This window comes from Streptomyces sp. BPTC-684 (genome assembly GCF_030028635.1).
In the GTDB taxonomy this organism is placed as follows: Bacteria; Actinomycetota; Actinomycetes; order Streptomycetales; family Streptomycetaceae; genus Streptomyces; species Streptomyces noboritoensis.
In genome coordinates this window covers 1,429,130-1,454,472 of the sequence record NZ_CP124863.1, presented here as the reverse complement: position 1 = coordinate 1,454,472, position 25,343 = coordinate 1,429,130, and the positions used below count along the sequence as shown (strand labels likewise).

General features: G+C 70.1%; 23 protein-coding genes and 1 tRNA gene. 23 read left to right on the top strand and 1 reads right to left on the bottom strand.

The genetic code is table 11. From position 1 onward, the window contains the following. Nucleotides 1–69: 69 nt before the first annotated feature. Nucleotides 70–141: transfer RNA gene (locus tag QIY60_RS06355), tRNA-Arg, on the bottom strand. A gap of 158 nt (nt 142–299) precedes the next feature. Between QIY60_RS06355 and QIY60_RS06350 the strand changes: the two genes are divergently transcribed. From QIY60_RS06350 to atpD, 23 genes are all read left to right on the top strand, one after another. Next, nucleotides 300–746: a response regulator gene (locus QIY60_RS06350; protein ID WP_283141550.1), complete on the top strand. Its 447-nt coding sequence runs from the start codon at nt 300–302 to the stop codon at nt 744–746. Between the two features lie 394 nt (nt 747–1,140). Continuing rightward, a complete protein-coding gene (nrtL, locus tag QIY60_RS06345) occupies nt 1,141–2,145 on the top strand; it encodes an ArgS-related anticodon-binding protein NrtL (protein WP_283141549.1) in 1,005 nt (334 codons plus the stop codon). Between the two features lie 36 nt (nt 2,146–2,181). Next, nucleotides 2,182–3,573, top strand: coding sequence for a diaminopimelate decarboxylase (lysA, locus tag QIY60_RS06340; protein WP_283141548.1), 1,392 nt, complete (start codon nt 2,182–2,184; stop codon nt 3,571–3,573). A 131-nt stretch (nt 3,574–3,704) separates the two neighbouring features. Beyond that, a complete protein-coding gene (locus QIY60_RS06335; protein WP_190091100.1) occupies nt 3,705–4,994 on the top strand; it encodes a homoserine dehydrogenase in 1,290 nt (429 codons plus the stop codon). A 6-nt stretch (nt 4,995–5,000) separates the two neighbouring features. Continuing rightward, complete coding sequence (gene thrC, locus QIY60_RS06330) at nt 5,001–6,059, top strand: threonine synthase (RefSeq protein ID WP_283141547.1); 1,059 nt, start codon at nt 5,001–5,003, stop codon at nt 6,057–6,059. Between the two features lie 229 nt (nt 6,060–6,288). Beyond that, nucleotides 6,289–7,206, top strand: a complete 918-nt coding sequence (thrB, locus tag QIY60_RS06325; protein WP_283141546.1) for a homoserine kinase — start codon at nt 6,289–6,291, stop codon at nt 7,204–7,206. A 401-nt stretch (nt 7,207–7,607) separates the two neighbouring features. Next, nucleotides 7,608–9,656, top strand: coding sequence for a transcription termination factor Rho (gene rho, locus QIY60_RS06320; protein ID WP_283141545.1), 2,049 nt, complete (start codon nt 7,608–7,610; stop codon nt 9,654–9,656). Between the two features lie 239 nt (nt 9,657–9,895). Beyond that, the gene (locus tag QIY60_RS06315) at nt 9,896–11,011 is read left to right on the top strand and encodes an LCP family protein (RefSeq protein WP_283141544.1); all 1,116 of its coding nucleotides are present in this window, start codon (nt 9,896–9,898) and stop codon (nt 11,009–11,011) included. A 160-nt stretch (nt 11,012–11,171) separates the two neighbouring features. Beyond that, nucleotides 11,172–11,393: a 50S ribosomal protein L31 gene (gene rpmE / locus QIY60_RS06310; RefSeq protein ID WP_101390144.1), complete on the top strand. Its 222-nt coding sequence runs from the start codon at nt 11,172–11,174 to the stop codon at nt 11,391–11,393. A 100-nt stretch (nt 11,394–11,493) separates the two neighbouring features. Continuing rightward, on the top strand, nt 11,494–12,573 hold the full coding sequence (prfA, locus tag QIY60_RS06305) for a peptide chain release factor 1 (RefSeq protein ID WP_283141543.1): 1,080 nt from the start codon (nt 11,494–11,496) through the stop codon (nt 12,571–12,573). 75 nt (nt 12,574–12,648) lie between these two features. Next, nucleotides 12,649–13,530 carry a peptide chain release factor N(5)-glutamine methyltransferase gene (prmC, locus tag QIY60_RS06300; protein WP_190090866.1) on the top strand — a complete coding sequence of 294 codons (882 nt, stop codon included), beginning with the start codon at nt 12,649–12,651 and terminating at the stop codon, nt 13,528–13,530. Nucleotides 13,531–13,586: 56 nt separating this feature from the next. Then, on the top strand, nt 13,587–14,234 hold the full coding sequence (locus QIY60_RS06295) for an L-threonylcarbamoyladenylate synthase (protein WP_283141542.1): 648 nt from the start codon (nt 13,587–13,589) through the stop codon (nt 14,232–14,234). Next, nucleotides 14,231–14,881, top strand: coding sequence for a protein-tyrosine-phosphatase (locus QIY60_RS06290; protein WP_283141541.1), 651 nt, complete (start codon nt 14,231–14,233; stop codon nt 14,879–14,881). The genes QIY60_RS06295 and QIY60_RS06290 overlap by 4 nt, the downstream gene beginning before the upstream one ends. An 87-nt stretch (nt 14,882–14,968) precedes the next feature. Further along, a complete protein-coding gene (glyA, locus tag QIY60_RS06285; RefSeq protein WP_283141540.1) occupies nt 14,969–16,267 on the top strand; it encodes a serine hydroxymethyltransferase in 1,299 nt (432 codons plus the stop codon). 115 nt (nt 16,268–16,382) lie between these two features. Beyond that, nucleotides 16,383–17,729 (top strand): MraY family glycosyltransferase, encoded by a 1,347-nt coding sequence (locus QIY60_RS06280; RefSeq protein WP_283145836.1) that lies wholly within the window; start codon nt 16,383–16,385, stop codon nt 17,727–17,729. A 262-nt stretch (nt 17,730–17,991) separates the two neighbouring features. Then, complete coding sequence (locus tag QIY60_RS06275) at nt 17,992–18,426, top strand: hypothetical protein (RefSeq protein ID WP_283141539.1); 435 nt, start codon at nt 17,992–17,994, stop codon at nt 18,424–18,426. Nucleotides 18,427–18,699: 273 nt separating this feature from the next. After that, complete coding sequence (gene atpB, locus QIY60_RS06270) at nt 18,700–19,470, top strand: F0F1 ATP synthase subunit A (RefSeq protein ID WP_283145835.1); 771 nt, start codon at nt 18,700–18,702, stop codon at nt 19,468–19,470. Between the two features lie 79 nt (nt 19,471–19,549). Then, nucleotides 19,550–19,786 (top strand): ATP synthase F0 subunit C, encoded by a 237-nt coding sequence (gene atpE / locus QIY60_RS06265; protein ID WP_067163944.1) that lies wholly within the window; start codon nt 19,550–19,552, stop codon nt 19,784–19,786. A gap of 38 nt (nt 19,787–19,824) precedes the next feature. Beyond that, nucleotides 19,825–20,379 (top strand): F0F1 ATP synthase subunit B, encoded by a 555-nt coding sequence (locus QIY60_RS06260; protein WP_190090870.1) that lies wholly within the window; start codon nt 19,825–19,827, stop codon nt 20,377–20,379. Further along, a complete protein-coding gene (locus QIY60_RS06255) occupies nt 20,376–21,191 on the top strand; it encodes a F0F1 ATP synthase subunit delta (RefSeq protein WP_283141538.1) in 816 nt (271 codons plus the stop codon). Before QIY60_RS06260 ends, QIY60_RS06255 begins: the two co-directional genes overlap by 4 nt. A gap of 138 nt (nt 21,192–21,329) precedes the next feature. After that, on the top strand, nt 21,330–22,922 hold the full coding sequence (atpA, locus tag QIY60_RS06250) for a F0F1 ATP synthase subunit alpha (protein ID WP_283141537.1): 1,593 nt from the start codon (nt 21,330–21,332) through the stop codon (nt 22,920–22,922). 20 nt (nt 22,923–22,942) lie between these two features. Continuing rightward, the gene (locus QIY60_RS06245) at nt 22,943–23,860 is read left to right on the top strand and encodes a F0F1 ATP synthase subunit gamma (protein ID WP_283141536.1); all 918 of its coding nucleotides are present in this window, start codon (nt 22,943–22,945) and stop codon (nt 23,858–23,860) included. After that, nucleotides 23,860–25,302: a F0F1 ATP synthase subunit beta gene (gene atpD, locus QIY60_RS06240; protein WP_283141535.1), complete on the top strand. Its 1,443-nt coding sequence runs from the start codon at nt 23,860–23,862 to the stop codon at nt 25,300–25,302. Before QIY60_RS06245 ends, atpD begins: the two co-directional genes overlap by 1 nt. The last annotated feature ends 41 nt before the right edge of the window (nt 25,303–25,343 follow it).

Here is a 25,343-nt window from a genome sequence, read left to right as displayed (position 1 = left end):
ACATAACAGCAGACCCTCTGACTGGGCTGAACGCCTGGCCAGAGGGTCTTTTAGGCACCTGAACTGCGGTGCCCCCGGCAGGATTCGAACCTGCGCACACGGCTCCGGAGGCCGTTGCTCTATCCCCTGAGCTACGGGGGCGTTCACCGCGCTTGGCGGCGACGGGTTGAACACTACCAGCTCTCGCGGGGTGGCTGTGAACAGGTATTTCCCGGGGCCGGCGGGGGTGGGGTCCCCCGCAGGGGGCGGAAGTGGGGAAAACCCGGACGCGGCGACGGTCGCGGACCTAACCTCGAGATGTGTCAGGCGTGTCCGGCCGGGTGCTTGTTGTCGACGACAACAAGGTCATCCGGCAGCTGATCAGGGTCAACCTCGAGCTGGAGGGCTTCGAGGTCGTGACCGCGGCCGATGGTGCCGAGTGTCTGGAAGTGGTGCACCGGGTCTGTCCGGATGTCATCACTCTGGACGTCGTGATGCCACGGCTCGACGGGCTGCGTACGGCCGCGCGGCTGCGGGCGGACGCGCGTACGCGGCATCTGCCGCTCGCGATCATCAGTGCCTGTACGCAGTACGAGGTCGAGACCGGGCTCGCGGCCGGTGTGGACGCGTTCCTGGCCAAGCCCTTCGAGCCGGCCGAGCTGGTCAAGGTCGTACGGCAGCTGATGCACCGGGAGGCTCCGCCGTCCGCCGACGGCAACAGGCACCCCGGACGAGCCGGGCGGGCGGCCGGTACGAGTCGCGGCTGAGGCGTGTCAGTCGCGTCAGCTGCGTCAGCCGAGGTGGGTACGCCCTTCGCGCCCCGCCCCGCCCCGGTGCGGTGGGCCCCCATCCCGTCAGCTCCTTCGGCCTCGCCGTCCGCCGACAGCAACAGGCAGCAGCCCGTACGAGTCGCGCCTGAGGGGTAGGGGAGTACGCCCCCTCGGCGCGGGCGGAGTCCGCCCGCCCGGAGCATGGGCGCGGCCAGTCCGGCCCCACGCCCCCACCCCGGCCCCGCCGCGCCCCCGCAGCCCAGCCCCGGCACGGCGGACCCCACCCTCCGGCCCCGCCGCACCCCCCATTCCCCCCGCCCCCCGGAGGGCCCGCGCCCACATCCCGAAACCGATTACCCGCCCCCACCCCCCTCTCCCATACGCTGGTCCCGTGACCCCCGCAGAGCTCTCCCGTACCGTCGTGCGTGCCGTGCGCAGCGCCGTCGACGAGGGTGTGCTGTGTGTGGCCGTGCCCGATGACGTCAAGGTCGAGCGGCCCCGGCCGGGCGGGGGAGGGGACTACGCCAGTGCCGTCGCGCTGAAGCTCGCCGCCGCCTCCGGGCTCGCGCCCCGCGCCGTGGCCGAGGCCCTGCGCGGGCGGCTCACCGGCGCCCCCGGGGTCGCGCGCGTCGAGATCACCGGGCCGGGGTTCCTGAACTTCACCCTCGACGCCGGCCCCGCCGCCCACGACGAGCTCGTACGCCGGGTCCTCGCACTCGGCCCGCGCTACGGGTACGGCGACTCCCTCGCCGGGCAGCACACCTCCTTCGCCCCCGCCGACGAGCCCCGCGCCCTCGCCGTCACCTCCGTGGTCGTCGAGCTGCTGCGCTCACAGGGCGCCACCGCCGAGATCACCCCGTACGGGAGCGAGCGGATCCACGTGCTGCCCGACCCCCTCCCCGGAGCCGGCCCCGACGCCGCCCGCTGGGCCTACCTCCGCGCCGCCGCCCACGACCGGCCCGCCCCGGCCGCCGAGCTCCTCGCCCAGCGCGACAGCAACTCGTACTTCCGTGTGCGGTACGCGTACACCCGCACCCGTGCCCTCACCCGCAACGCCCACGACCTGGGCTTCACCAGCGCCCCGGGCGACCTCGGCCTCCCCGAAGGCACCCCCGGCGGCCCCGGCAACTCCGGCGCCACCCACCTCCACCGCCTCCTCGCCGACCACCCCGACGTCCTCCTCCGCGCCGCCCGCCTCGCCGCCCCCGACCGGGTCGCCCGGCAGCTCGAAGGGGTCGCCGACGCCGTTCTCGACTTCCAGCACTCCGTGCTGCCGCTCGGGGACGAGAAACCCTTGGCCGCCCACCGTGCCCGGCTCGCGCTCGCCGAAGCCGCCGGGGCGGTGCTGGCCGGTGGCCTGTCCCTGTTCGGCATCGACGCCCCTGAATTCCTGTGAACTCGTGAGAGTCGTAAGAGTTGTGAGAGTGACAGCATGAGCCGTTCCGCACATCCCGCCGGGCCCCGTCACGCCGACGTCCTCCCCGAAGGGCACTATTCGGCGCCGCCCGCCGACCTCAACTTCCTTGATCCGAAGGTCTGGTCGCAGGCCGTCGGACGAAACGGCGACGGAATCGCCACCGTCGCCGGTCTCGATGTCGCCTCGCTCGCCGAGGAGTTCGGCACCCCCGCCTACTTCCTCGACGAAGCCGACTTCCGCGCCCGCTGCCGCGCCTGGGCCGACGCCTTCGGCAAGGACGCCGATGTCTTTTACGCCGGGAAGGCCTTCCTCTCCCGCGCCATCGTCCGCTGGCTCCACGAGGAAGGGCTCAACCTCGACGTCTGCTCCGGCACCGAGCTCGCCACCGCCCTCTCCGCCGGAATGCCTGCCGAGCGCATCGCCTTCCATGGCAACAACAAGTCCGAGGATGAAATCCGGCGGGCCGTTGACGTCGGCGTCGGGCGCATCGTTCTCGACTCCTTCCAGGAGATCGTCCGCGTCGCCCACATCGCCCAGAGCCTCGGCAAGCGCCAGCGCGTCCAGATCCGCGTGACCGTGGGCGTCGAGGCGCACACCCATGAGTTCATCGCCACCGCCCATGAAGATCAGAAGTTCGGCATCGCGCTCGCGGGCGGACAGGCCGCCGAGGCCGTGCGCCGCGCCCTCAAGCTCGACGGGCTCGAGCTCATCGGCATTCACTCCCATATCGGGTCTCAGATCTTTGACATGGCGGGGTTTGAAGTCTCCGCCCGCCGTGTCGTTCAGCTGCTCGCCGACGTTCGCGACGAGCACGGCGTCGAGCTTCCCGAGATCGACCTCGGCGGCGGGCTCGGCATCGCGTACACCTCCGACGACGACCCCCGTGAGCCGCACGAGATCGCCAAGGCGCTCAACGAGATCGTCACCCGTGAGTGCGAGGCCGCCGGGCTGCGTACGCCGCGCATCTCCGTCGAGCCGGGGCGCGCGATCGTCGGGCCCAGCGCCTTCACGCTGTACGAAGTCGGGACGATCAAGCCGTTGGACGGGCTGCGCACGTACGTCAGTGTCGACGGGGGGATGTCCGACAACATTCGGACCGCCCTGTACGACGCCGAGTACTCCGTCTCGCTCGTCTCGCGCACTTCCGACGCCGAGCCGATGCTGGTACGGGTCGTGGGCAAGCACTGCGAGAGCGGCGACATCGTCGTGCGGGACGCGTTCCTGCCCGCCGACCTGGCCCCCGGTGACCTCATCGCGGTGCCCGCCACCGGCGCGTACTGCCGCTCCATGGCCAGCAACTACAACCACGCCCTGCGGCCGCCCGTCGTGGCGGTCCGCGACGGCGAGGCGCGCGTCATCGTCCGCCGCGAGACCGAGGAAGATCTCCTGCGGCTCGACGTCGGATGATGAATAAATGAATAGATCGATGAATAAATAGTGGAATATGTGTCTCAGGATCCGGACGGAGGGCGGAAACCTCCGTCCGGTGAGTGAGACTGGTTCGCATTCAAGCTGGTAGAAGGAAACGAGGTCGGATGATGCGTACGCGTCCGCTGAAGGTGGCGCTGCTGGGCTGTGGAGTGGTCGGCTCAGAGGTGGCGCGCATCATGACGACGCACGCCGACGACCTCACGGCGCGCATCGGCGCGCCCGTCGAGCTCGCCGGTGTCGCCGTGCGCCGGCCCTCGAAGGTACGCGAGGGCATCGACCCCGCCCTCGTCACCACCGACGCCACCGCCCTCGTCAAACGCGGCGACATCGACGTCATCATCGAGGTCATCGGCGGCATCGAGCCCGCCCGTACGCTCATCACCACCGCCTTCGAGCACGGCGCCTCCGTCGTCTCCGCCAACAAGGCGCTGCTCGCCCAGGACGGCGCCGCTCTGCACGCCGCCGCCACCGAGCACGGGCGGGACCTGTACTACGAGGCCGCGGTGGCCGGTGCCATTCCGCTGATCCGGCCGCTGCGCGAGTCGCTCGCCGGTGACAAGGTCAACCGGGTGCTCGGCATCGTCAACGGCACGACCAACTTCATCCTCGACAAGATGGACTCCACCGGGGCCGGGTACCAGGAGGCCCTCGACGAGGCCACCGCCCTGGGGTACGCGGAGGCCGACCCGACCGCCGACGTCGAGGGCTTCGACGCCGCCGCCAAGGCCGCCATCCTCGCCGGGATCGCCTTCCACACCCGGGTCCGACTCGACGACGTCTACCGCGAGGGCATGACCGAGGTCACCGCCGCCGACTTCGCCTCGGCGAAGGAGATGGGCTGCACCATCAAGCTGCTCGCCATCTGCGAGCGCGCGGCCGACGGCGAGTCCGTGACCGCCCGTGTCCACCCGGCGATGATCCCGCTCGACCACCCGCTGGCCTCCGTGCGCGGCGCGTACAACGCCGTGTTCGTCGAGGCCGAGGCCGCCGGACAGCTGATGTTCTACGGGCCGGGCGCGGGCGGCGCGCCGACCGCCTCCGCGGTCCTGGGCGACCTGGTCGCGGTCTGCCGCAACAAGCTCGCCGAGTCCACCGGACCGGGTGAGTCCGCGTACACCCAGCTGCCCGTGAGCCCCATGGGCGACGTGGTGACGCGCTACCACATCAGCCTCGACGTGGCCGACAAACCGGGTGTGCTCGCCCAGGTGGCCACCGTCTTCGCCGAGCACGGGGTGTCCATCGACACCGTTCGCCAGCAGGGGAAGGACGGCGAGGCCTCCCTTGTCGTCGTCACCCACCGCGCGGCCGACGCGGCCCTCACCGGGACCGTGGACGTCCTGCGGGGGCTCGACACCGTGCGGGGTGTCGCCAGCATCATGCGTGTTGAAGGGGAGTAACGAGCAATGACCCACCAGTGGCGCGGAATCATCGAGGAGTACCGGGACCGGCTCCCCGTCTCCGCTACGACCCCGGTCGTCACCCTCCGCGAGGGCGGCACGCCGCTCGTGCCCGCGCAGGTGCTCTCCGAGCGCACGGGCTGCGAGGTCCACCTCAAGGTCGAGGGCGCCAACCCGACCGGGTCCTTCAAGGACCGCGGGATGACGATGGCGATCACCCGGGCGAAGGAAGAGGGCGCGAAGGCGGTCATCTGCGCCTCCACCGGCAACACCTCCGCCTCCGCGGCCGCCTATGCGGTACGGGCCGGGATGGTCTGCGCCGTGCTGGTGCCGCAGGGCAAGATCGCGCTCGGCAAGATGGGCCAGGCGCTGGTCCACGGGGCGAAGATCCTCCAGGTGGACGGGAACTTCGACGACTGTCTGACGCTGGCGCGCAGCCTCTCCGACAACTACCCGGTGGCGCTGGTCAATTCGGTCAACCCGGTCCGTATCGAGGGCCAGAAGACCGCCGCGTTCGAGATCGTGGACATGCTCGGCGACGCGCCCGACATCCACGTTCTTCCCGTTGGCAACGCCGGCAACATCACGGCGTACTGGCGGGGGTACCGGGAGTACGCGGCCGACGAGCTCGCCACCCGCACGCCCCGCATGTGGGGCTTCCAGGCCTCCGGCGCGGCGCCGATCGTGCGCGGCGAGGTGGTCAAGGACCCCTCGACCATCGCCACCGCGATTCGCATCGGCAACCCCGCGTCCTGGCAGTTCGCGGAGGCCGCGCGCGATGAATCGGGCGGTCTCATCGACGAGGTGACGGACCGTGAGATCCTGCGGGCCTACCGGCTGCTCGCCGCCCAGGAGGGCGTCTTCGTGGAGCCCGCGTCGGCCGCCTCGGTCGCCGGACTGCTCAAGGCCGCCGAGCAGGGCCTGGTCGACCCCGGCCAGACGATCGTGTGTACGGTCACGGGCAACGGCCTGAAGGACCCGGACTGGGCCGTCGCGGGCGCTCCGCAGCCGGTCACGGTCCCGGTGGACGCGGCGGCCGCGGCCGAGCGCCTCGGTCTGGCGTAGCCGAAACCCGTACAACGCCGTGCAACTCGGCACGTAGGGGCGCAGGGGGCTCGCGACACGCATCGTGCGCCTCCTGTGCGCCCTATGTCGCCACTGAACCTTCCTTCGATAGGCTGTACCCAACCCACCCCGCCGCATATGCCGCGGTGCAGTTGCCCCCGTGGCCGTCGGGTCTTGGGTACCTCTTCGAAAATCTCGCAGCAGTCTCACAAGGAGAGTCATCAGAGCGATGGCCGGTCCCGCATTCCGCGCCGCCGCCGTACGGGTGCGCGTCCCCGCCACCAGTGCCAACCTCGGCCCGGGCTTCGACTCCCTGGGCCTGTCACTGGGGCTGTACGACGACGTGGTCGTCCGCGTCGCCGACTCCGGCCTGCACATCGACATCGCGGGCGAGGGCGCCGAGACGCTGCCCCGCGACGAGAGCCACCTCCTCGTACGGTCGCTGCGCACCGCGTTCGACCTGCTCGGCGGGCAGCCGCGCGGCCTGGAGGTCGTCTGCGCCAACCGCATCCCGCACGGCCGCGGCCTGGGCTCCTCGTCGGCCGCCATCTGCGCCGGCATCGTCGCGGCGCGCGCGGTGACGATAGGCGGCGACGCCAAGCTCGACGACGCCGCGCTCCTTGAACTGGCCACCGAGATCGAGGGCCACCCCGACAACGTCGCGGCCTGTCTGCTCGGCGGGTTCACGCTCTCCTGGATGGAGGGGGGAGCGGCGCGGGCGATCAGGATGGACCCTGCGGATTCCGTCGTTCCGGTGGTCTTCGTGCCCGGCAAGCCGGTGCTGACGGAGACCGCGCGGGGACTGCTGCCGCGCACCGTCCCGCACGGGGACGCGGCCGCCAACGCCGGGCGTGCGGCCCTGCTCGTGGAGGCGCTGACCAGGCGCCCCGAGCTGCTGCTCCCGGCCACCGAGGACCGGCTCCACCAGGAATACCGGGCACCCGCGATGCCCGAGAGTGTGGCGCTGGTCAACCGGCTGCGCGCGGACGGCGTCCCCGCAGTCATCTCCGGCGCGGGGCCCACGGTCCTGGCGCTGGTCGAGGACGGTGCGGCCGACAAGGTCGCACGGCTGGCGGGCGACGGGTGGGCCGCGAACCGGCTCCGCCTCGACGCCTCGGGCGCGAGCGTCCTGCCACTGGGGTCATAGGGGGCCTCACGGCGGGACACGCGGCTTGCCGGTGAACGAGAGGGGGAATGTTTGTTGGATCCGGTAGTGTTAACCTCAAGTCTGCATCGGTCGTCATTGTGGCGCGGTGCTTCGTGTCCCCTTCAGGGACCGCCATTCTTCCGGGAGCCTCCCAAACTGTCTGCGCAGCCTGCCTGAGCAGTTTCCGAGCACGCTCCGGAACCGGCTTGACACCCCCCGCTTTTCCCAGGGGGCCGAGTAGGGGAACTCGGGCCGGACCCCACGCACGTTTATCTCTCCGCCGTACGCGGCGGACCACCGCCCCGGCACGGTCAGTGACCCCAGGTCACGGGCCGCGTTCGGACAGCACAACCGGTCGCCGAGCCAGACAGGCCGACGTCCGCTCCAGGGAAGGACCCTTCGTGAGCGACACCACCGATCTGATGGGCGTGACTGCCGACACTTCTGTCGGCGACGCCGCGCCCGCCGCAGGTGCTGCCTCGGGCACCACCTCACGGCGCCGCCGCTCCGGCACCGGCCTCGACGGCATGGTCCTGGCCGAGCTGCAGCAGGTCGCGTCCGGCCTCGGCATCAGGGGCACCGCGCGGATGCGCAAGAGCCAGCTGATCGAGGTCATCAAGGAGGCGCAGTCCGGCTCCGCCGCCCCGGCCAAGGGCGCCGACGCGGCCGAGAGCAAGCCCAAGCGCCGCGCCACCTCCAAGGCCCGTACGGGTGACGAGGCCGCCGAGAAGCCTGCCGCCCAGCAGCAGATCGAGATCCCCGGCCAGCCGGCGCCGGCCGGGGGCGCCCCCCAGGTCGAGCGAAGCCGAGAGCTCGGGGGAGATGACCAGCCGGTGGGCGAGCGCCGTCGCCGGCGCGCCACCGCGGCCGCCGGCTCGCCGGAGTCCGCGACGGTCGTCGCCGAGCCGCAGACCGCCAAGGCCGAGGCCAAGACGGACGCGCGGGCCGAGCAGAAGACCGACGCCCAGCCGGACGCCAAGGCCGCCGAGGCCGTCGACGGCGCCGAGGGCCGGCGCGACCGCCGGGACCGCGGCGAGCGCGGTGGCGAGCGGGGCGACCGCCAGGGCCGTCAGCGCGGCGACCGCGACCGCGGCGACCGGGGTGACCGCCGCGGCAAGGGCGACGACCAGCAGGGCCAGGGCGGCCAGCGCCAGCAGCGCCAGGGCGGTCAGCAGGGCCAGCAGAACAGCGGTCCGCAGGACGACAGTTACGACGACGAGGGCCGCCGCGGCCGCCGTGGCCGTTACCGGGACCGCCGCGGCCGCCGCGGTGGCCGCGAGGAGTTCGGCGCCGAGCCGCAGGTCAACGACGACGACGTGCTGATCCCCGTCGCGGGCATCCTGGACATCCTCGACAACTACGCGTTCATCCGGACCTCCGGCTACCTGCCGGGCCCGAACGACGTGTACGTGTCGCTGGCCCAGGTCCGCAAGAACGGTCTGCGCAAGGGTGACCACGTCACCGGCGCGGTCCGCCAGCCCAAGGAGGGCGAGCGCCGCGAGAAGTTCAACGCGCTGGTCCGCCTGGACTCGGCGAACGGCATGGCGGCCGACTCCGGCCGGGGCCGTCCCGAGTTCAACAAGCTGACCCCGCTCTACCCGCAGGACCGCCTCCGCCTGGAGACCGACCCGGGCGTGCTGACCACCCGCATCATCGACCTCGTGTCGCCGATCGGTAAGGGCCAGCGCGGTCTGATCGTGGCCCCGCCGAAGACCGGCAAGACCATGATCATGCAGGCGATCGCCAACGCGATCACGCACAACAGCCCCGAGTGCCACCTGATGGTCGTCCTGGTCGACGAGCGTCCGGAAGAGGTCACCGACATGCAGCGGTCGGTGAAGGGCGAGGTCATCTCCTCGACCTTCGACCGCCCGGCCGAGGACCACACCACGGTCGCCGAGCTCGCCATCGAGCGCGCCAAGCGTCTCGTCGAGCTGGGTCACGACGTGGTCGTCCTGCTGGACTCGATCACCCGTCTGGGCCGCGCCTACAACCTGGCGGCCCCGGCCTCCGGGCGCATCCTGTCCGGTGGTGTCGACTCGACCGCGCTCTACCCGCCGAAGCGCTTCTTCGGTGCCGCGCGCAACATCGAGGACGGCGGCTCGCTGACCATCCTCGCCACCGCGCTCGTGGAGACCGGCTCGCGCATGGACGAGGTGATCTTCGAGGAGTTCAAGGGCACGGGCAACATGGAGCTCAAGCTCGACCGCAAGCTCTCCGACAAGCGCATCTTCCCGGCGGTGGACGTCGACGCGTCCAGCACCCGCAAGGAAGAGATCCTGCTCGGCAGCGACGAGCTCGCGGTCGTCTGGAAGCTGCGCCGGGTGCTGCACGCGCTCGACCAGCAGCAGGCGATCGAGCTGCTCCTGGACAAGATGAAGCAGACGAAGTCGAACGCCGAGTTCCTGCTCCAGATCCAGAAGACGACCCCGGGCAACGGCAACGACTGACGTCACCGCCGCAGCCTGCGAGAACGCCCCCGGCACCTCGGTGCCGGGGGCGTTCTCCGTACGTTACGAGGCCATACGGGGCGTACGAGAGCTTCACCACACGCCCAGGGCGTTCTTAAGGCGTTCTTAGAACCCTGTGCAACCCTTCTTGGTGCTTCGCCGTCTGACGAGTGTCGACAAACCGTGCCTGACAGACACGGCGGGGGGTACCAGGAGCGGCAGCGAGGACTGAGGAGACCATGGCCGAGCAGAGCGAGAGCGGCAGCGCCCGAATAACCGGCGGTGGCCGGGGACGGCGCCGCAGGCGCCCGACCACAGGCCGCCGCGCCGTGAAGATAGCGGCCTGGTCCGCGGCGGGCGTCGTGCTGGCCGGCGGGGCCAGCCTCGGGTACGTCTACTTCAAGCTGAACGGCAACATCAAGGGCGTCGACATCAACGCCCAGCTCGGCACCGACCGCCCCCAGGACGTCGACAACGGCTCCATGGACATCCTCGTCCTCGGCTCCGACTCCCGGGCCGGCGCCAACAAGGAGTACGGCAAGGACGACGGCGGTGCCCGCTCCGACACCGCGATGGTCGTCCACGTCTACGAGGGCCACAAAACGGCCAGCGTCGTCTCCATCCCGCGCGACACCCTGGTCACCCGGCCCTCCTGCACCACCACGGACGGCAAGACGGACCCCGGCGGCAAGCGCCAGATGTTCAACACCGCGTACGAGGTCGGCGGCCCGGCCTGTGCGGTCAAGACGGTCGAGCAGATGTCCGGCATCCGTATGGACCACTACATCGAGGTCGACTTCACCGGCTTCAAGAAGCTCATCGACGAGCTCGGCGGGGTGCCCGTCACCACCGCGAAGCCGATCAAGGACGCCAAGAGCCATCTGGACCTGCCGGCCGGCAGGCACACCCTCAACGGCGAGCAGGCGCTCGGCCTGGTGCGCACCCGGCACGGCGTCGGCGACGGCTCCGACCTCGGCCGCATCCAGCTCCAGCAGGCCTTCATCAAGGCGCTGATCGAGCGGGTCAAGGGCGTGGGCGTCTTCACCAGCCCCACCAAGCTCTACGGCCTTGCGGACGCCGCCACCAAGGCGATCACCACCGACTCCGACCTGAACTCGATCAACAAGCTGATCGGCTTCGGCAACGGGCTCAAGGGCCTGGGCGCCGACGACGTCCACATGGTCACCCTGCCGGTGCTGTACGACCCGGCCGACCCCAACCGCGTACTGCCGCAGCAGGCCCAGGCCAAGGAGGTCTGGGACGCCCTGCTCGGGGACCAGCCGATCCCGGCCTCCGCGACCAAGGACTCGGCGGGCGACAAGGGTGACGCCGGCGCCGTGGTGAAAACCGGCTGACCTGCGGTTTCGCCGAGCGGGACGGGCCGTGGAATAGATCGGGGCAGACCCCGGTTTTGGGAGATACGGCCAGTCCTGGCAGACTGGTACGTCGGCCCCGGTTCACGTGTGCGCATTCCCGCGCGGACGACCCGGAGCCCTCCCTGAACTAGGAGACACCTTGAAGCGCGACATCCACCCCGAGTACGTCGAGACGCAGGTCAGCTGCACCTGTGGCGCGTCGTTCACCACCCGTAGCACCCTGGCCGAGGGCACCATCCGTGCCGAGGTCTGCTCCGAGTGCCACCCGTTCTACACGGGCAAGCAGAAGATCCTCGACACCGGTGGCCGCGTGGCCCGCTTCGAGGCCCGCTTCGGCAAGGCTGCTGCCGCCAAGAAGTAGCGAGCCACTGCGCCGGTCTTCGGCCGCCCCCGTGCGGGGCGGCTGGGACCGGCGCTTTGCCGTCTGCCGCAGCCACTCAACGATTACCCAGGAGCCCCCGATGTTCGAGGCGGTCGAGGAACTGATCGGCGAACACGCCGATCTGGAGAAGAAGCTCGCCGACCCTTCGGTCCACGCCGACCAGGCGAACGCGCGCAAGCTCAACAAGCGCTACGCCGAGCTGACGCCGATCGTCGGGACGTACCGCTCCTGGAAGCAGACGGGCGAGGACATCGAGACGGCCAAGGAGTTCGCGGCGGACGACCCCGACTTCGCGGCCGAGGTCAAGGAGCTGGAGAAGCAGCGCGAGGTGCTGACGGAGAAGCTGCGGCTGCTCCTGGTCCCGCGCGACCCCAGCGACGACAAGGACGTCCTCCTGGAGATCAAGGCGGGCGCGGGCGGCGACGAGTCGGCCCTGTTCGCCGGCGACCTGCTGCGGATGTATCTGCGGTACGCCGAGCGCGTCGGCTGGAAGACCGAGATCATCGACGCCACCGAGTCCGACCAGGGCGGCTACAAGGACGTCCAGGTCGCGGTGAAGACCAAGGGCGGCAACGGCGCCACCGAGCCCGGCCAGGGCGTCTGGGCGCGGCTGAAGTACGAGGGCGGGGTGCACCGCGTGCAGCGCGTGCCCGCGACCGAGTCGGCGGGCCGCATCCACACCTCCGCCGCCGGCGTGCTCGTCACGCCCGAGGCCGAGGAGGTCGACGTCGAGATCAACATGAACGACCTGCGCATCGACGTGTACCGCTCGTCGGGCCCCGGCGGCCAGTCCGTCAACACCACCGACTCGGCCGTGCGCATCACGCACCTCCCGACCGGTGTGGTCGCCTCCTGCCAGAACGAGAAGAGCCAGCTCCAGAACAAGGAGCAGGCCATGCGCATCCTGCGCTCCCGGCTGCTCGCCGCCGCCCAGGAGAAGGCCGAGGCCGAGGCCGCCGACGCCCGGCGCAGCCAGGTGCGTACCGTGGACCGCTCCGAGAAGATCCGCACGTACAACTTCCCGGAGAACCGCATCTCGGACCACCGCGTCGGCTTCAAGGCGTACAACTTGGACCAGGTGCTCGACGGCGACCTGGACGCCATGATCCAGGCGTGCGTCGACGCCGACTCCGCCGCCAAGCTCGCCGCGGCGAGCTGACACCCGTAAGACACCCGGTACTTCCCCCGCCGCACGACCGGGCGGGGGAGGCCCATTGCAGCCCGGAGGACCAGCGTGCCGCAACATTCTGGGGGGCGAACCCCAGGCCCCCGCAGTGTGCTGCTCGCGGAGGTGGCCCAGGCCACCCAGCGGCTGGCCGACGCCGGCGTGCCCTCGCCGCGCTTCGACGCGGAGGAGCTCGCCGCGCACATCCACGGCGTCAAGCGGGGAGAGCTGCACCTGGTCAAGGACGCCGACTTCGACGCCCGGTACTGGGAGGCGATCGCCCGTCGTGAGGCGCGCGAGCCGCTCCAGCACATCACCGGGCGCGCGTTCTTCCGCTATCTGGAGCTCCAGGTCGGCCCCGGCGTCTTCGTGCCGCGCCCCGAGACCGAGTCGGTCGTCGGCTGGGCCATAGACGCCGTGCGCGCCATGGACGTGGTCGAGCCGCTCATCGTCGACCTGTGCACCGGCTCCGGCGCGATCGCCCTCGCCATGGCCCAGGAGGTGCCCCGCTCGCGGGTGCACGCCGTGGAGCTGTCCGAGGACGCGCTGGAGTGGACCCGCAAGAACGTCGAGGGCTCGCGCGTCGTGCTGCACCAGGGCGACGCCCTGACCGCGCTGCCCGAGCTGGACGGCCAGGTCGACCTGGTCATCTCCAACCCGCCGTACATCCCGCTCACCGAGTGGGAGTACGTCGCCCCCGAGGCCCGGGACCACGACCCCGAGCTCGCCCTCTTCTCCGGCGAGGACGGCCTCGACACGATCCGGGGCATCGAGCGCACCGCCCACCGGCTGCTGCGGCCCGGCGGCCTCGTCGTGATCGAGCACGCCGACACGCAGGGCGGCCAGGTGCCGTGGATCTTCAACGAGGAGGCCGGCTGGGCGGACGCCGCCGACCACCCCGACCTGAACAACCGTCCGCGCTTCGCCACGGCCCGCAAGGCCCTGCCGTGACCGTCGTCACCCCCAACCGCTTCAAGACCGCGTACGTGTACGAGGAGGCCCCGTAAATGGCTCGGCGATACGACTGCAACGACGCGACCGACCGCACGACCGGTCTGCGCGAGGCCGCCTCCGCAGTGCGCCGCGGCGAGCTCGTCGTCCTCCCGACGGACACCGTCTACGGCATCGGCGCCGACGCGTTCAGCTCCGAGGCCGTCGCGTCCCTGCTGGACGCCAAGGGCCGCGGCCGCAACATGCCCACCCCCGTCCTGATCGGGTCCCCGAACACGCTGCACGGCCTGGTCACGGACTTCACCGAGCAGGCGTGGGAGCTCGTCGACGCGTTCTGGCCGGGCGCCCTGACGCTGGTCGCCAAGCACCAGCCCTCCCTCCAGTGGGACCTGGGCGACACCCGGGGCACCGTCGCGATCCGGATGCCGCTGCACCCGGTCGCCATCGAGCTGCTCACCGAGGTCGGCCCGATGGCCGTCTCCTCCGCCAACCTCACCGGGCACCCCGCGCCCGAGGACTGCGACGCCGCGCAGGAGATGCTGGGCGACGCCGTCTCGGTGTACCTGGACGGCGGCCCCACCCCGGGCATCGTCCCGTCGTCGATCGTCGACGTCACGGGCAAGGTGCCGGTGCTGCTGCGTACGGGCGCGCTCGACGCCGACGAGCTGCGCAAGGTGGTACCCGACCTCGAGGTGGCGAATTGACAGCCCCTGAGACGGGGCGTGGCATAGGCACCGGGCTCACCGGCACCACCTTCCGCATCCTCCACGTCAGCACCGGCAACGTGTGCCGCTCGCCCATCACCGAGCGGCTGACCCGGCATGCCCTGACCGATCGCCTCGGCGACCCCTTCACGGGCGGCCTGATCGTGGAGAGCGCGGGCACCTGGGGCCACGAGGGCGCCCCGATGGAGGCCAACGCGGCGGCCGTCCTCGCGGACTTCGGCGCGGACGCCTCCGGCTTCACGGGGCGCGAGCTCCTGGACGAGCACGTCATCACCGCGGACCTGGTCCTCACGGCCACCCGCGACCACCGCGCCCAGGTCATCTCCATGGGCCACTCGGCGGGCCTGCGCACCTTCACCCTGAAGGAGTTCACCCGCCTGGTCCGCGCCATAGACCCGGCGACCCTGCCCGACCCCCTCCAGGACGGCATGGTCGAGCGCGCCCGCGCCCTGGTCCGCGCGGCCGCGGCCCTGCGCGGCTGGCTGCTGGCCCCGAGCGCGGAGGCGGACGAGGTGAACGACCCGTACGGGGCACCGATCACGTTCTTCCGGTCGATCGGGGACGAGATCAATACGGCGCTTGAGCCGGTCGTGACCGCTCTTACGGGTGTGCCCGCGCCGCACTGACGGGATTCTGTCGGGCGTCGGTGCACGCCTCGGCCTACATTGGATCTGACGCCTCACACCACCCCCCTGTCAGGCCCGGAGACCCCGATGACGGTCACCACCGCAGCCGTGTCCGCTGCCCGCGCCACCGCCCCCGAGGGGGCGTACGACGCCCTGCGGCGGCAGGATCCCGAGATCGCCGACGTGCTGCTCGGCGAGACGCGGCGGCAGGCCACCTCGCTCCAGCTCATCGCCGCCGAGAACTTCACCTCGCCCGCCGTGCTCGCGGCGCTCGGCTCCCCGCTCAGCAACAAGTACGCCGAGGGCTACCCCGGCGCCCGCCACCACGGCGGCTGCGAGATCGTGGACGTGGCCGAGCGGATCGCCGTGGACCGGGCCAGAGCGCTCTTCGGGGCCGAGCACGCCAACGTACAGCCGCACTCCGGCTCCTCGGCCGTCCTGGCGGCCTACGCGGCGCTGCTGCGCCCGGGGGACACGGTGCTCGCCATGGGGCTCCCGTACGGGGGACACCTCACCCACGGCTCGCCCGCCAACTTCTCCGGCCGGTGGTTCGACTTCGTCGGCTACGGCGTCGACCCGGAGACCGGACTCATCGACTACGAAGAGGTCGCGGCGCTGGCCGAGCGCCGCCGCCCCAAGGCGATCGTCTGCGGCTCGATCTGCTACCCGCGCCACCCCGACTACGAGGCGTTCCGCGAGATCGCGGACTCGGTGGGCGCCTACCTCATCGCGGACGCGGCGCACCCCATGGGCCTGGTGGCCGGGGGAGCGGCGCCCAGCCCCGTCCCGTACGCCGACGTGGTCTGCGCGACCACCCACAAGGTGCTGCGCGGGCCCCGCGGCGGGCTGCTGCTGTGCGGCGGGGAGCTGGCGGCCCGGATCGACCGGGCGGTCTTCCCCTTCACCCAGGGCGGCGCCCAGATGCACACCATCGCCGCCAAGGCGGTCGCGTTCGGGGAGGCGGCGACCCCGGGGTTCACGGGGTACGCCCATCAGGTGGTCGCCAACGCGCGCGTGCTCGCGGCCGGGCTGGCCGCCGAGGGGTTCGGCGTGGTGACCGGCGGCACCGACACCCACATCATCCTGGCCGACCCCGGCCCGCTGGGAGCCGACGGAAGGGCCGCCAGGGGCCGTCTGGCGGGCGCCGGGCTGGTCCTGGACACCTGTGCCCTGCCGTACGACGAAGCGCGCGGCATCCGGCTCGGTACGGCCGCGCTGACCACCCAGGGGATGGGCGAGGCGGAGATGGCCAGGATCGCGGTGCTGTTCTCGGCGGCGCTGCGCGGGGACGGAGGTGCGGGCGGCGGGGGCCGGTCCGAAGCGCACGCCGACGTCCGTGCCGAAGTGCGGGAACTGGCGGGAAGATTTCCCCCGTATCCGCACTAGACGGGGTTGATATCCCCACAGGATGGGGTTGACTGCAACCATCTCGTGTACCCGCATGTCCTCAAGCATGTGGGCGCGAAGCTAGTGTGTGGGGCTGAGATGGCCAGCGATACCTCTGGGGCAGCCCGTGCGTGAATACCTGCTGACGCTCTGCGTCACGGCCGCGGTGACCTACCTGCTCACCGGGCCGGTGCGGAAGTTCGCCATCGCGACCGGCGCGATGCCGGAGATCCGCGCCCGGGACGTGCACCGCGAACCGACGCCGCGGCTCGGCGGCATCGCCATGTTCGGCGGACTGTGCGCGGGCCTGCTCGTCGCCGACCACCTCGACAGCCTCAACGGCGTCTTCGAGCGCTCCAACGAACCGCGCGCGCTGCTCTCCGGCGCCGCGCTGATCTGGATCATCGGCGTCCTGGACGACAAGTTCGAGATCGACGCCCTGATCAAGCTGGGCGGCCAGATGATCGCCGCCGGTGTGATGGTCGTGCAGGGCCTGACGATCCTGTGGCTGCCCATCCCGGGCGTCGGCACGGTCTCGCTGACCTCGTGGCAGTCCACCCTGCTCACGGTCGCCCTGGTGGTCATCACCATCAACGCGGTGAACTTCGTCGACGGCCTCGACGGCCTCGCCGCCGGCACGGTCTGCATCGCCTCCGCCGCGTTCTTCATGTACGCGTACCGGATCTGGTTCGGTTACGGGATCGAGGCCGCGGCCCCGGCCACCCTCTTCGCCGCCATCCTGATGGGCATGTGCCTGGGCTTCCTGCCGCACAACATGCACCCCGCGCGGATCTTCATGGGCGACTCGGGGTCGATGCTGATCGGCCTGGTGCTCGCGGCGGGCGCGATCTCGATCACCGGGCAGGTGGACCCGGACTCCATGAACCTGTTCGTCGGCGGCGAGCGCGCGGCCACGCACGCGATGCTGCCGGTCTTCATCCCGCTGCTGCTGCCGCTGACGATCATCGCGCTGCCGATGACCGACCTGGTGCTTGCGATCGTGCGCCGCACCTGGAAGGGCCAGTCGCCGTTCGCGGCCGACCGCGGGCATCTGCACCACCGCCTCCTGGAGATCGGCCACTCGCACAGCCGCGCGGTGCTGATCATGTACTTCTGGTCGGCGCTGCTCTCCTTCGGTGCGGTGGCGTACTCGGTGCACTCGGCGTCGATGTGGATCGTCTTCGTGATCGTCGCGCTGAGCGCGGTCGGTCTGGTCCTGCTGCTGCTCCCGCGCTTCACACCGCGCGCCCCGCGCTGGGCCGAGGCGTTCGTCCCGCCGCGCTACCGGCGCCGTACGCGGCTCGCCACGGCGTCCGCGGCCGCGGAGGGCACCGAGGAGTGGGACGGGGCCGAGGAGGAGCGCACACCGGTCGGCGCGGGCGTCTCCGGCGTCAACGGGGCGACCGCCGTCGGCCCCCGTTCGCGCTTCCCCGACCGGCGGAAGACCGGCGCGTCACGCTGACGAATTGCCGCAGCGGGCCCTAATACCAGACAAGTCGCCGCCCGTTCTGCACATGCGCGCGCGTTCACTCTCATGTGTGACGGGCAGCACACCATCATGGTAAAGACCTCATCAAATAGTTTGTGATACGGTTCACGAGACCCGGCAACAGAGCCGAAGGACCGTAGTGCGACGGCCCATTGGCCCGAGGGATCCCCTCGGCCGGGGCCTACGCTCGTCCATGACGACACCCTGCCCCCACCCAGTAAGCGGAGCTGCCGCCATGCCGTCCAACGACGCCCGCACCCTCCTTCGGACCGCCCTACCCACCGCTGCCGCCGGCGTGATCGCCGTCGCTGTCAGCGCCGGGGTAGCGGGCGGCAAGGGGGCCATCGGCGCCGCCATCGCGACGGTCGTGGTCATCTGCTTCATGGGTATCGGGCTGCTCGTCCTGGAACGTACGGCCAAGAACCTGCCCCACCTGTTCCAGGCCATGGGGCTGATGCTGTACACGGCTCAGTTGCTGCTGCTCTTGATCTTCGTCGCGGTCTTCAAGGACACGACGCTGTTCAACCCCAAGGCATTCGCCGCCACACTCGTCGCGCTGACCCTCGTCTGGATCGGCATGCAGGCACGTGCGCACATGAAGGCCAAGATCCTTTACGTCGAGCCGGATTCGGAGGCTCAGAAGCCCACGAAATCCGGGTCTTCGTCGTGAAAGGTAGGGGCGGAATAAATGCGAGTTCGAGACCCTGCTATCGTCCGGTGCCAACTGCGGCACTGCGGGCGCGGGCATCTGAGCTGACGCCTGCTCGATCGCGAGGCTTGATGCCCGACCGCCGCCCCATCATCCGTAACACCAGTCCAGTGCCGAACCGCGGCTGTGCGCCGCGCCGACACAACGAGGTTGCCGTACCTATGCGCCACGCTGAAGGAGCCCGCGGTGAGTGCTGACCAGACCCAGCTCGCCTTCGACTGGAACTGCCGCATCCTGTCCGACAACGGCTGTGGCTTTCCGGCTCCGGGCCTGCACTCCTTCCTCTTCAAGCCGCTCTTCACCGTCGGCGGCTACGAGTTCAACAAGGTGATGCTGCTCGCGCTCGTCACCACCCTGCTCATCGTCGGCTTCTTCTGGGTGGCCTTCGGACAGGCCAAGGTGGTCCCGGGCAAGCTCCAGATGGTCGGCGAGGCCGGCTACAACTTCGTGCGCCGCAACATCGTGTACGAGACGCTGGGCAAGCGGGAGGGCGAGAAGTACGTCCCGCTGATGGTCTCGCTGTTCTTCTTCATCTGGATCATGAACGTCTGGTCCGTGATTCCGCTGGCGCAGTTCCCGGTCTCCTCGGTCATCGCCTTCCCGATGGTGCTCGCAGGCCTCGTCTGGGTCCTCTGGGTCGGCGTGACCTTCAAGCGCCACGGCTTCGTCGGCGGCCTGAAGAACATCACCGGCTACGACAAGAGCCTCGGCGCGGTGCTGCCGCTGGTGATGGTGATCGAGTTCCTGTCGAACCTGTTCGTCCGGCCGTTCACGCACGCGGTGCGACTCTTCGCCAACATGTTCGCCGGCCACCTGATGCTGGTCATGTTCACGGTCGCGTCCTGGTACCTGATGAACAGCTACATGATTCCGGCCGCCGGAGTCTCGTTCGTCATGACCATCGTCATGATCCTCTTCGAGCTTTTCGTGCAGGCGGTCCAGGCGTACGTCTTCGTGCTCCTTGCCTGCTCGTACCTCCAGGGCGCCCTGGCCGAGCACCACTGAGCCCTGGCCCGCCCCGCAAAACCCCCAGTCGTCCGGTGGCCAACCCCCACCGGTCCATGAAAGAGAAGGAAGAACTGGCATGTCCCAGATCCTCGCTGCCTCCGAAGTCACCGGCTCGCTCGGCTCGATCGGCTACGGCCTCGCCGCCATCGGCCCCGGCGTCGGCGTCGGCATCATCTTCGGTAACGGCACCCAGGCCATGGCCCGTCAGCCCGAGGCCGCGGGCCTGATCCGCGCCAACCAGATCCTGGGCTTCGCCTTCTGTGAGGCGCTCGCCCTCATCGGCATCGTTATGCCGTTCGTGTTCGGTAAGTAAGTACCAATTACTGACACGCATCGACGAAAGGCACTGATGTGATCGCCAACCTGGCTGCACTCGCGGCCGAGGAAGAGCAGAACCCGCTCATCCCCGCGGGCCCCGAGCTGCTCGTCGGCGCCATCGCCTTCGCCATCGTCTTCTTCGTCTTCGCCACGAAGCTGCTCCCGCGTATCAACAAGACGCTGGAGGAACGCCGCGAAGCCATCGAGGGCGGTATCGAGAAGGCCGAGGCCGCGCAGACCGAGGCTCAGAGCGTGCTGGAGCAGTACAAGGCCCAGCTCGCCGAGGCCCGCCACGAGGCTGCCCGCCTGCGCCAGGAGGCGACCGAGCAGGGCACCGCGCTCATCCAGGAGATGAGGGCGGAAGGCCAGCGGCAGCGTGAGGAGATCATCGCTGCCGGCCACGCCCAGATCGAGGCCGACCGCAAGGCCGCGGCGCACGCGCTCCGCCAGGACGTGGGCAAGCTTGCCACCGATCTGGCCGGCAAGCTCGTCGGCGAGTCCCTTGAGGACCACGCCCGGCAGAGCCGCACCATCGACCGCTTCCTCGAGGGTCTCGAGGACGCTTCGAAGGCCGAGGCCACGCGATGAACGGAGCGAGCCGCGAGGCACTGGCTGCCGCGCGCGAGCGTCTCGACGCGCTGATGGACAACACGTCCGTCGACGCGGCGAAGCTCGCCGGGGAGCTGGCGGCCGTCACCGCGCTGCTCGACCGCGAGGTGTCGCTGCGCCGGGTCCTCACCGACCCGTCGCAGGCCGGCGAGGCCAAGGCCGAGCTGGCCGGGCGCCTCCTCGGCGGCCAGGTCGGCGGCGAGACCGCCGACCTGGTGAGCGGCATGGTCCGCTCCCGCTGGTCGCAGTCGCGCGACCTGGTGGACGCGCTGGAGGAGCTGGCGAGCACCGCCGACCTCACCGCGGCGCAGAAGGCCGGCGCGCTGGACGACGTGGAGGACGAGCTGTTCCGGTTCGGCCGGATCGTCACCTCCAGCACCGACCTGCGCTCCGCGCTGACGAACCGCGCCGCCACGGAGTCCGCCAAGGGCGAGCTGCTGAGCGGCCTGCTCGGCGGCAAGGCGAACGCGGTCACCGAGCGGCTCGTCACGCGTCTTGTGACCAAGCCGCGTGGACGTAGCCTGGAAGCGGGACTCGAGTCCCTCTCCAAGCTCGCCGCGGAGCGCCGGGACCGCATGGTCGCCGTGGTCACCTCGGCGGTGCCGCTGACCGACGTACAGAAGCAGCGCCTCGGCGCCGCTCTGGCGAAGGTGTACGGCCGCCAGATGCACCTGAACCTGGACGTGGACCCGACGGTCCTCGGCGGGATCTCGGTGCGGGTGGGCGACGAGGTCATCGACGGCACGATCGCGCAGCGTCTCGACGAGGCGAGCCGGCGACTGGCCGGCTGACCTGCCTCGGCAGCGTCACCAAGTACACAGCATCACAGCGGCCCGGTTGGGCCGTGCAGAACTTGCAGAAGATTCCTGGGGGTCGCCCCCAGACCCCCTAAGAAGCTTCAGGCCCAACAAGGAGAGCAGGGAACCCAGATGGCGGAGCTCACGATCCGGCCGGAGGAGATCCGGGACGCACTGGAGAACTTCGTCCAGTCGTACCAGCCGGACGCGGCCTCGCGCGAGGAGGTCGGTACGGTCAGCGTTGCCGGCGACGGCATCGCGAAGGTGGAGGGCCTGCCCTCCGCCATGGCGAACGAGCTGCTGAAGTTCGAGGACGGCACCCTCGGTCTCGCCCTCAACCTCGAGGAGCGCGAGATCGGTGCGATCGTCCTCGGCGAATTCAACGGCATCGAGGAGGGCCAGCCGGTGCAGCGCACCGGTGAGGTCCTCTCCGTAGGCGTCGGCGAGGGCTACCTCGGCCGCGTCGTCGACCCGCTCGGCAACCCGATCGACGGTCTCGGCGAGATCGCGACCGAAGGCCGCCGCGCCCTCGAGCTGCAGGCCCCGGGCGTCATGGTCCGCAAGTCGGTGCACGAGCCGATGCAGACCGGCTACAAGGCCGTCGACGCGATGGTGCCGATCGGCCGCGGCCAGCGTCAGCTGATCATTGGTGACCGTCAGACCGGCAAGACCGCTCTGGCCGTCGACACGATCATCAACCAGCGCGACAACTGGCGCTCGGGCGACGTGAACAAGCAGGTCCGCTGCATCTACGTCGCCATCGGCCAGAAGGGCTCGACCATCGCGTCCGTTCGCGGCGCCCTGGAAGAGGCCGGCGCGCTCGAGTACACGACGATCGTCGCCGCCCCGGCGTCCGACCCGGCCGGCTTCAAGTACCTGGCGCCGTACACCGGTTCCGCCATCGGCCAGCACTGGATGTACGCCGGCAAGCACGTCCTGATCATCTTCGACGACCTGTCGAAGCAGGCCGACGCCTACCGCGCCGTGTCGCTGCTGCTGCGCCGCCCGCCGGGCCGCGAGGCCTACCCGGGTGACGTCTTCTACCTGCACTCGCGTCTGCTGGAGCGCTGCGCCAAGCTCTCCGATGACATGGGTGCCGGTTCGATGACCGGTCTGCCGATCGTCGAGACCAAGGCGAACGACGTGTCGGCGTTCATCCCGACCAACGTCATCTCCATCACCGACGGCCAGTGCTTCCTGGAGTCCGACCTGTTCAACGCGGGCCAGCGCCCGGCGCTGAACGTCGGTATCTCGGTCTCCCGCGTCGGTGGCTCGGCCCAGCACAAGGCCATGAAGCAGGTGTCCGGCCGACTCCGCGTGGACCTCGCCCAGTACCGCGAGCTGGAGGCGTTCGCCGCCTTCGGTTCCGACCTGGACGCCGCGTCGAAGGCCTCCCTTGAGCGCGGCAAGCGCATGGTCGAGCTGCTGAAGCAGGGCCAGTACCAGCCGATGCCCGTCGAGGAGCAGGTCGTCTCCGTCTGGGCCGGTACCACCGGCAAGATGGACGACGTCCCGGTCAACGACATCCGCCGCTTCGAGTCGGAGCTGCTGGAGCACCTGCGCCGTGAGCGCAAGGAGCTCCTCACCTCCATCGCCGAGGGCGGCAAGATGTCGGACGACACCCTGACGTCCATCGCTGACGCCATCGCTGCCTTCAAGCGGCAGTTCGAGACCTCGGACGGCAAGCTCCTGGGCGACGACGCGCCGGTCTCCACCAGCAAGTGACGACGGAAGGGACCTGACTCATGGGAGCGCAGCTCCGGGTCTACAAGCGTCGCATCCGTGCCGTCACCGCGACCAAGAAGATCACCAAGGCGATGGAGATGATCGCCGCCTCGCGCATCGTCAAGGCGCAGCGCAAGGTGGCGGCGTCGATGCCGTACGCGACCGAGCTCACCCGTGCGGTGACCGCGGTGGCGACCGGCTCGAACACCACGCACGCCCTGACCACCGAGGCCCAGGCGCCGACCCGTGCCGCGATCCTGCTCATCACGAGCGACCGCGGTCTGGCCGGCGGCTACTCCTCGAACGCCATCAAGCAGGCGGAGCGGCTCACCGAGCGGCTGCGCGGCGAGGGCAAGGAGGTCGACGCCTACGTCGTCGGCCGCAAGGGTGTGGCCTACTACGGCTTCCGTGAGCGCAAGATCGCGGATTCGTGGACGGGCTTCACCGACAGCCCGGCCTACGCCGACGCCAAGCGCGTCGCGGCGCCGCTGATCGAGGCCATCCAGACGGAGACGGCCGAGGGCGGCGTCGACGAGCTGCACATCGTCTACACGGAGTTCGTGTCGATGATGACGCAGAACGCGGTGGACAACCGGATGCTGCCGCTGTCGCTGGAAGCGGCCGAGGAGGAGAGCGGCACGAAGGGCGAGATCCTTCCGCTGTTCGACTTCGAGCCGTCGGCGGAGGACGTCCTCGACGCCCTGCTGCCGCGCTACGTCGAGAGCCGTATCTACAACGCACTGCTGCAGTCGGCCGCTTCCGAGCACGCCGCCCGCCGCCGCGCGATGAAGTCGGCCACCGACAACGCCGGGGACCTCATCAAGAGCCTCTCCCGGCTTGCCAACGCGGCCCGCCAGGCCGAAATCACCCAGGAAATCAGCGAGATCGTCGGTGGCGCGAGCGCCATGGCTGACGCGACCGCGGGGAGTGACAAGTAATGACGACCACTGTTGAGACGGCCGCCGCCACGGGCCGCGTCGCCCGGGTCATCGGCCCGGTCGTCGACGTGGAGTTCCCCGTCGACGCCATGCCCGAGATCTACAACGCGCTCACCGTCCAGGTGGCCGACCCGGCCGAGGACGGCAAGCTCAAGACGCTGACCCTGGAAGTCGCCCAGCACCTGGGTGACGGCCTGGTCCGCACCATCTCGATGCAGCCCACCGACGGCCTGGTCCGCCAGGCCCCGGTGACCGACACGGGCACGGGCATCACCGTCCCGGTCGGTGACTTCACCAAGGGCAAGGTGTTCAACACCCTGGGCGAGGTGCTCAACTACCCCGAGGCGAACGCCGAGGTCACCGAGCGCTGGCCGATCCACCGCAAGGCGCCGAACTTCGACGAGCTCGAGTCGAAGACCGAGATGTTCGAGACCGGCGTCAAGGTCATCGACCTCCTCACCCCGTACGTCAAGGGTGGAAAGATCGGTCTGTTCGGTGGTGCCGGTGTCGGCAAGACCGTTCTGATCCAGGAAATGATCTACCGCGTCGCCAACAACCACGACGGTGTGTCGGTGTTCGCGGGCGTCGGTGAGCGTACCCGTGAGGGCAACGACCTCATCGAGGAGATGGGCGACTCCGGCGTCATCGACAAGACGGCGCTCGTCTTCGGCCAGATGGACGAGCCCCCGGGCACCCGTCTTCGGGTCGCGCTGGCCGGTCTGACGATGGCGGAGTACTTCCGTGACGTCCAGAAGCAGGACGTCCTCTTCTTCATCGACAACATCTTCCGGTACACCCAGGCGGGTTCCGAGGTGTCGACCCTGCTCGGCCGTATGCCCTCCGCGGTGGGTTACCAGCCGAACCTGGCCGACGAGATGGGTCTCCTCCAGGAGCGCATCACCTCGACCCGTGGTCACTCGATCACCTCGATGCAGGCGATCTACGTCCCCGCGGACGACCTGACCGACCCGGCCCCGGCCACCACGTTCGCCCACCTCGACGCGACGACGGTTCTCTCCCGTCCGATCTCCGAGAAGGGCATCTACCCGGCCGTGGACCCGCTGGACTCGACGTCCCGCATCCTCGACCCGCGGTACATCGCGGCGGACCACTACTCGACCGCCATGCGTGTCAAGGGAATCCTTCAGAAGTACAAGGACCTCCAGGACATCATCGCGATCCTCGGTATCGACGAGCTGGGCGAGGAGGACAAGCTCGTTGTCCACCGTGCCCGTCGCGTCGAGCGCTTCCTGTCGCAGAACACCCACGTCGCCAAGCAGTTCACCGGCGTGGACGGTTCGGACGTGCCGCTCGACGAGTCGATCACCGCGTTCAACGCGATCTGCGACGGTGAGTACGACCACTTCCCCGAGCAGGCGTTCTTCATGTGCGGTGGCATCGAGGACCTGAAGGCCAACGCCAAGGAGCTGGGCGTCTCCTGAATCGCCTGACTCGTAAGAGTCGCGTTTCGGTGGATGGGGGC